The organism is Pseudomonas sp. 2822-17, assembly GCF_002742485.1.
Lineage (GTDB): Bacteria > Pseudomonadota > Gammaproteobacteria > Pseudomonadales > Pseudomonadaceae > Aquipseudomonas > Aquipseudomonas cyclaminis.
On the sequence record NZ_LJRZ01000473.1, the window covers coordinates 1 to 410 of the forward strand.

At 31.0% G+C, this 410-nt stretch carries 1 protein-coding gene; it reads right to left on the reverse strand.

Features of this window, described 5'->3' with window-relative positions; translation table 11 throughout:
- Positions 1 to 247: 247 nt before the first annotated feature.
- The gene (locus AOA60_RS34670) at positions 248 to 403 is read right to left on the reverse strand and encodes a family 1 glycosylhydrolase (protein ID WP_368731581.1); all 156 of its coding nucleotides are present in this window, start codon (positions 401 to 403) and stop codon (positions 248 to 250) included.
- Positions 404 to 410 lie beyond the last annotated feature (7 nt).

Here is a 410-nt window from a genome sequence, read left to right on the forward strand (position 1 = left end):
GTTTCAGAATCACCGTTTCCATTACAAGCTACTACGAATAACAACATAAATAACATAACTGCTAAAAGCTTTAACAATTTTGACATTACAATTTCCCCCTTGCATTTTTAGATTCTAAAGTAAAACAGTATTACCAGGTTAAGTTAAACTAGAAAACTCACCTCCTTAACATAATGAATCCAACATGTTCTCTAAGAAAATGACTACCACACTAGTTGTAAAGCGCTTTCGAAAAACTCATATTAAATTATATTTCAAAAAAATTATTGCTAACCGTTTGTTTATACCAATAGTAACTCTCTTTTTTTATACGTTCCTGGGTCCTGTAATTCACAAAAACAATCCCAAAACGCATCGTATATCCTTCTGCCCATTGAAAATTATCTAATAATGACCAAGTCATATATCCT